Origin of the sequence: Accumulibacter sp., from assembly GCF_016789985.1 — a bacterium.
GTDB lineage: Bacteria > Pseudomonadota > Gammaproteobacteria > Burkholderiales > Rhodocyclaceae > Accumulibacter.
Genome location: NZ_JAEUOL010000269.1, coordinates 1 through 6825, shown reverse-complemented (window position 1 = coordinate 6825; position 6825 = coordinate 1). Strand labels below are relative to the sequence as shown.

Here is a 6825-nt window from a genome sequence, read left to right as displayed (position 1 = left end):
CGCAGAACCTCGATTTCGATGACTTTCTGATTCTCAGACATTGGAGGCCTTCCTTTCCTGCTCAGCCTTCTCGCCTGCGGCACCGTAGGCACGGGTGCCCGGCTGCGATTTGGTGATCTTGACAGGACCGTAGTCGATGCGCGGCGAGCCGCCGGCGACATAGTGTGCCTGCGAATGTTTCAGGAAGTTGACATCATCACGCTGCTCGAAGCCGTCGAGCCGCTGGTGCGCACCGCGCGATTCACGCCGATTGAGCGCCGAATAGGCCATCGATTGTGCCACGTCGAGCTGATACTCGAGTTCGATGGCCAGCAGCCACTCGGTATTCCAGACACTCGACTTGTCCTCGATATTGACATCCCGAAAACGCACCTTTAGCTCGTCGAGCTTGTCGCAGGTCTTCTGCATCGTTTCCGCCAGGCGATAGATACCGCAACCGTCTTCCATGGTCTGCGCCATTTCCCTGCGCAAGGTGGCGATACGCTCGCTGCCGCCTGTCTTGAGCTTGAGGCCGGTCACCCGTTGCTCGACGGCCTGCGCCTGTCTGAGCAGCTTTGCCGAATCGCCAGGAGAGGTCGACCTGGCGAAACGCGCCGCTTCCACGCCGGCCACCTTGCCGAACACCAGCAACTCGGACAGCGAGTTGGAACCCAGCCGATTGGCACCATGAATGCCGACGCTCGAGCACTCACCGGCAGCATAGAGACCAGACAGTGGTGCTGCGCACAGACCGTCGACCATGATCCCACCCATCGTGTAATGTACCGCAGGCCGTACCGGAATCGGCGCATGTGCCGGGTCAACCCCGAGAAACTGTTCGGCCAGCTCATAGATCTGCGGCAGGCGCTCGCGCAGTTTCTGCTCACCGAGATGACGCAGATCGAGGTGTACGACCGACCCGTGCGGCCCCTCGATGGTGCGCCCCTTTTGCTGCTCGTACCAGAAAGCCTGGCTGAGGCGGTCGCGCGGCCCGAGTTCCATCGCCTTGTTGCGCGGCGTCGGCTCGGCCGGGCCGAGACCGTAGTCCTGCAAGTAACGATAGCCGTCCTTATTGACCAGGAAACCCCCTTCACCACGACAGGCTTCGGTGAACAGGAGACCAGTGCCGGGCATGCAGGTCGGATGGTACTGAACGAACTCCATGTCGCGCAGAGGCACCCCGTGCCGATAGGCCAGGGCCATGCCGTCGCCGGTGACGACGCCGCCATTGGTGTTCTCGCGGAACACCCGGCCGGCTCCGCCCGTGGCGATGACCACCGAACGCGCCTCGACCAGGGTGAACTCCCCGGACCCGATCTCGATCGCCACCACTCCCTGCACGCGGCCATCCTCGACGATCAGGTCGACGCAGAAGTGCTCGTCGAAGCGCTTGATCGAGGGGTACTTGATCGACGTCTGGAAGAGTGTGTGCAACATGTGGAAACCGGTCTTGTCGGCCGCGAACCAGGTCCGTTCGATCTTCATGCCGCCGAACGCACGCACGTTGACATGTCCGTCCGGCGTGCGACTCCACGGGCAGCCCCAGTGCTCGAGCTGGGTCAGCTCCTCGGTACAGTGCGCGACGAAGTATTCGACCACGTCCTGCTCGCACAGCCAGTCACCGCCGTGGACCGTGTCATTGAAATGATAATCGAGGCTGTCAGTCGCCTGCTTCACCCCGGCCGAACCGCCTTCGGCAGAAACCGTATGGCTGCGCATCGGATAAACCTTGGACACCAGAGCGATGCGCAGCGCCGGATCGGACTCCGCCACGGCGATCGCCGCCCGCAGGCCAGCCCCACCGCCGCCCACGATCACCACATCTGCTTTGTATATCTCCACGCTTGATCCTTTCTCGCACCGGACCAGAGCCGGTCGCGATCAACTTGCGAGAAGCCCCGCGCAGCAGACACTGCGACGGGACCGGCTGACTACCTACTTACCAGCTTGCCGCGCGTTGCCTGCTTCAGCAACCTTGAGGGTCAACATCTGATACATGCCACCAAAGAAACGCTGCTTGCCGAGGGTGACAAAACCACCGTCCTTTGGCAACCAGGCAGCAAGTTCCTCACTGAAAAGATCCCGTGCAAACGGTTCCAGGCGATCGAGCACAGGCTTCCAGAAGTAGCGCAACGGGTTGAAGCGGCTCGGCGGCGCGTAGTCCACGATGGTCAGCGTACCTCCCGGACGGACCACCCGCAGCGCTTCGGCGAGTGTCTTCTCGCGCACCACCTGCGGCTGTTCGTGCAACAGGAAGAACAACAATGCCCGGTCAAAGGACGCGTCGGCAAAGGTAAGCGCCGCGGAGTCCATGCAATGCAGCTTGATCGGAACTTCACTGCCCAGCTTGCTCGACAGGTTCTCGAGCTGGATCGGCAGGATGTCTACGATCTCGAGCATGCCGTTGGACGTTACGCAATCCGCCAGGCGCGGTGTCAGATCGCCGTAGGCACAGGCAATCTGCAGTGTGCGCCCGGGCAGGTAGTGGCCATAGTCCTGCAACACCGCATTGCACAGCCGCTTGTAGTTACCCCAGAGAATCAGGTTGACCAGCCACTGCCGCTCGAAAACATGCACCGCGCGTGGATGGACGTAGGCCCACCAATAGTGGGCCTGGAGGTACTGCGGAATGGCAGGGAGAACCTTCTTCGCCGCCACGCACGTGGCAACCGGTCGATCGAAGCTGTTTTTCATGATGGAGATGCCAACGTTTGCGCTCGGCAAAGAAATCTTTCGTGATCGGTAAGCCGGTCGGAGCCCGACCGCTGGTCTGCCACCGGCCCAAAAAACCTCGCCCCGGATTGTCGTGTTCACCCGCCGGCTGGTTGTCCCATCCCCCCGCAAGGTGTCGCCCCAAGCCGTCACAGGCCGTACCCTAACCGATCAGTCGTCTGAACGCAACCGAGGCAGCACGGCCCGCGCGTTGGTCGCCGTCGCCAGCGCCAGTGCGCGCCCATCGATGCCGCGCAGCGTGGCCAGCACGTCGTTGATCCGCGGCAACTCGCCCGGCAGGTTCCGTTCACCGGCCAGCCAGGCCGGCGGCATGTCCGGCGCGTCGGTCTCCAGGACGATCGCGGTGAGCGGCAGGGCCGCCGCCAACTGGCGTATGCGGGTCGAACCGCCATAGGTGAGCGAACCGCCAAAACCGAGCTTGAAGCCAAGCCGGATGAACTCGTCGGCCTGCTGCCGGCTGCCATTGAAAGCGTGGGCGATGCCGCCCGGTACGCGAATCCGGCGCAGGTACTTGAGCACCTGGTCGATCGAGCGGCGAACATGCAGCAGCACCGGCAGATCTGCAGCACGGGCAATCCTGAGCTGTTCGACGAAGAAATGCTCCTGCCGCGCGACGTCCGGGTCGGCGACGAAGAAGTCGAGACCGATCTCGCCCACCGCAACCACCGGCTGCTGCCCCTGCGACGAGCACAGCAGAGCCGCGCGCAGACGGTCGAGGTCGTCCTCGTCGGCCTGCTGCACGTACAGCGGATGAATGCCAAACGCGGGGGCACAACCCGCATGCAGCGCACAGACCGCGCGCACCTCGCCAAACCCGGCCGCGTCTACCGCCGGGACGACGAGGGTCGACACCCCGGCCTGCCGCGCCGCGCTCACCACCGACTGACGATCGTCGGCGAAAGCGGCCGCCGCGAGGTGGCAATGGGTGTCGATCAGCATGCGCGGAGGCTACTGATGATAAGACGCCGGCCGTCGATCGAAGAAGGCCGCCAGCCCTTCGGTGAAGTCGGCTTCGGCCCCGCAGGCGGCAAAAGCGTGCTGTTCGGCCTGCAACTGCGTTTCCAGTGAAGTCTCGCTGGATCGGTTGAGCAGTGCCTTGGTGCGCGCGAAGGCAGCCGCGGGCCCGCTGGCCAGTCTCTGCGCCAGAGCCAGTGCTTCGCCTGCCAGCCGTTCCGGCGCCACGACACGATTGAGCAGGCCAAGCTCGCGGGCGCGCGCGGCGTCGAAGCGCTCGCCCAGCAGGGCGATCTCCATTGCCTGTTTGAGACCGACCTGTCGCGGCAGTGACCAGGTGGCGCCACCATCGGGGGACAGCGCGATATTGCTGTAGGCCAGGGTGAAGTAGGCGTTGTCGGCCGCCACGACCATGTCGCAGGCCATCATCAGTGACATGCCGAAGCCGGCCACGGCACCTTGTACGGCAGCGACCACCGGCTTGCCCATCCCTTTCAGCGCAAGAATGGAGCCATGGACGTCAGCGATCACCTGCTCGAAGCGCCGTTGGCGCTCCTGCGGCGGCAGGGCAAGCTGGTCGCGAAACCACTTGATGTCACCGCCGGCCATGAAATGATCCCCTGCCCCCTGCAGAAGTACTGCGCGCGCCTGCCGATCGAAGGCGGCACGCTCCGTGCTGGCCCGCAGATGGTCGATCATCGCGAGATTGAGCGCATTGAGCGACTCCGGCCGGTTGAGGGTGAGAACGGCAACGTGTTCGCGCAATTCATAGATCACGGTAGTCATGTGGTCTCCAGCGCCGCCTGGGCGGGCTCAAAGGAAGCGAAAGGGAGGCTCGGGAGAACGGCCGCTGACAATGTCGGCCAGGGCGGCCGCCGAGCCGCAGGCCATCGTCCAGCCGAGCGTCCCATGCCCGGTGTTGATGTACAGATTGGGAATGCTCGAACGGCCGATCAGCGGTACATTGGAGGGCGTCGCCGGGCGCAGGCCACACCAGAACTCGATTTCCCCCGCCGGTTGCAGGGCAGGAAAAAGCTGCTTCGTCCGCTTGATCAGGGCGCCACAGCGTACGGCGTTAAGTTCCATGCCATAACCATTGAATTCGGCGGTTCCGGCGATGCGCAGGCGCTGGCCGAGCCGTGAAAAGACAATCTTGTGGCCATCATCGGTCAGGCTGATGGTCGGCGCGATGCTGGCCGGCGCCAGGGGAACGGTGGCCGAATATCCCTTTGCGGGGTAAACCGGCAAGCGCAGGCCCAATGGCCGCAGCAAAAGGGGTGTATAGCTGCCCAGTGCGGCAACGTAGGCATCAGCCTGAAACAGTTCGCCTCCGGCAAGCACCCCCGCCAGTCGGCCAGCGACGGGTTGCAGCCGCTCCACCGTCACGCCGTAACGGAAGGCAACACCACGCGCCGCGCAACGGGCAGCCAGTTGTTGCGTGAAGCGATGTGCGTCACCGGACTCGTCCGCCGCAGTATAGTCGGCGCCAACCAGCAGCGAGCGTGCCGATTCGAGTGCCGGTTCCAGGGCAATGCACTCGTCCACGCTGACCGTCTGGCGCTCGCAGCCGAACTCGCGCATCACGGCTGCCGCCGCGCTGGCAGCCGCCAGTTCGCGACGATCGGTATAGACATGCAGGATGCCACGTTCGAGATGATCGTAGGTCAGTGCCGCTTCGGCGCGCAGTGCCTGCAACTGGCGACGGCTGTACAGCGCCAGGCTGACGATCTGGCGCACATTGTCACGCGTTCGACTCGGGGTGCACTCGCGCAGAAAGCGCAGACTCCAGTCGAGCAGAGCGGCATCACGGCGCCAGCGGAAGAGCAGCGGCGAGTCCTCGCGCAACATCCATGCCAGAGCGCGTAGCGGCGCATGCGGGTTGGCCCATGGTTCGGCATGTGAAACGGAGATCTGCCCGCCGTTGGCGAAACTCGTCTCCAGCCCGGCGGCCGGCTGGCGATCCAGCACCGTCACCTGATGTCCTGCCTTGGCCAGATACCAGGCGCTGCTGACGCCGACGACACCGGCGCCGAGGACGAGAACCTTCAAGCCGGGTAATGCCGCTGGCGAGGCCCCGGCGGGCGACCCATTGCACCGAGCAGCTTCAAGTAGTCATCCCCTGATCGCGAAAGATGCGCACCACCTCGGGCAAGCGACGAACGCTGCGCATCAGGCGCGCCAGGGCAGTCCGGTTGGCCACCTGCACCGTGAAGTTGATCGTCGTGTAGAGACCGGGATGCTTCTCTTCCATGTTGACATGCTCGATGTTGGTCCCCGAGCGGGAAATCTCGGTGGCGATACGCCCGAGCGCACCAAGCGTGTTCTGCACCATCACCCGCATGCGGACGCTGAACAGCTTGCCCGGTTCCGGCTCCCACTCGACATCGATCCACTTCGTCGGTTTGGCGCTGCGCGCCTTGCGGATGGCCAGGCAATCATGCGTATGGATGACCAGGCCCTTGCCCTTCCAGATCGAACCGATGATCGGATCGCCCGGGATCGGCTGGCAGCAGGGCGCGAACTGCACGGCCATGCCTTCGGTCCCGCGGATGACCAGCGAGGCGGGCAGCCGGTCGCTCACCGCCGCCGCGTCCTCGCGCGCCAACAGGCGACGGGCGACGACTCCGGCAAGACGGAAGCCAAGACCGATGTCGGTGTACACCTCCCTGATCAGCTTGTTGCCGGAATCGCGCAACACGTTCTTCCAGCTTGACACCGGCAATTCGGAGGCAACCACCCCCAGCGCCCGCAACTCCTGGTCGAGCATCTTCTCGCCAAGCGCCGTCGACTCGTCATGCTGTGCGCTTTTCAGATAGTGGCGGATCTTGCTGCGTGCCCGGCCGGTCTTGACCGAACTGAGCCAGGCCAGGCTCGGGTGCGCATCGGCAGCGGTGACGATCTCGACCCGGTCGCCGTTGGTCAGTTCGGTCACCAGCGGCATCGACTTGAAATTGATGTTGGCCGCGACACAGTGGTTGCCGATGTCGGAGTGCACCGCATACGCCAGGTCTACCGCCGTGGCACCACGCGGCAAGGCAAAGATCTTGCCCTTCGGGGTGAATACGTAGATCTCGTGCGGAAACAGATCGACCTTGACGTGTTCGAGAAAATCACCGGATTCGTCGGTCGCGCTCTGCAGATCGAGCAAGGAGTGAAACC

At 63.9% G+C, this 6825-nt stretch carries 6 protein-coding genes; all 6 read right to left on the bottom strand.

The window, feature by feature from the left end; translation table 11 throughout:
- Positions 1-33: 33 nt before the first annotated feature.
- On the bottom strand, positions 34-1821 hold the full coding sequence (gene frdA, locus JNK99_RS15210) for a fumarate reductase (quinol) flavoprotein subunit (protein ID WP_291854527.1): 1788 nt from the start codon (positions 1819-1821) through the stop codon (positions 34-36).
- Positions 1822-1914: 93 nt separating this feature from the next.
- A complete protein-coding gene (gene rquA, locus JNK99_RS15205) occupies positions 1915-2673 on the bottom strand; it encodes a rhodoquinone biosynthesis methyltransferase RquA (protein WP_291854525.1) in 759 nt (252 codons plus the stop codon).
- A gap of 189 nt (positions 2674-2862) precedes the next feature.
- Entirely contained in the window at positions 2863-3651 is a 789-nt protein-coding gene (locus JNK99_RS15200) for a TatD family hydrolase (protein ID WP_291854523.1), read from the bottom strand.
- A gap of 9 nt (positions 3652-3660) precedes the next feature.
- Complete coding sequence (locus tag JNK99_RS15195; protein WP_291854521.1) at positions 3661-4452, bottom strand: enoyl-CoA hydratase-related protein; 792 nt, start codon at positions 4450-4452, stop codon at positions 3661-3663.
- Between the two features lie 27 nt (positions 4453-4479).
- Complete coding sequence (locus JNK99_RS15190; protein ID WP_291854519.1) at positions 4480-5715, bottom strand: D-amino acid dehydrogenase; 1236 nt, start codon at positions 5713-5715, stop codon at positions 4480-4482.
- Positions 5716-5770: 55 nt separating this feature from the next.
- Positions 5771-6825, bottom strand: a 1055-nt coding sequence (locus JNK99_RS15185) for a TGS domain-containing protein (RefSeq protein WP_291854517.1), incomplete at its 5' end; no start/stop codon positions are given.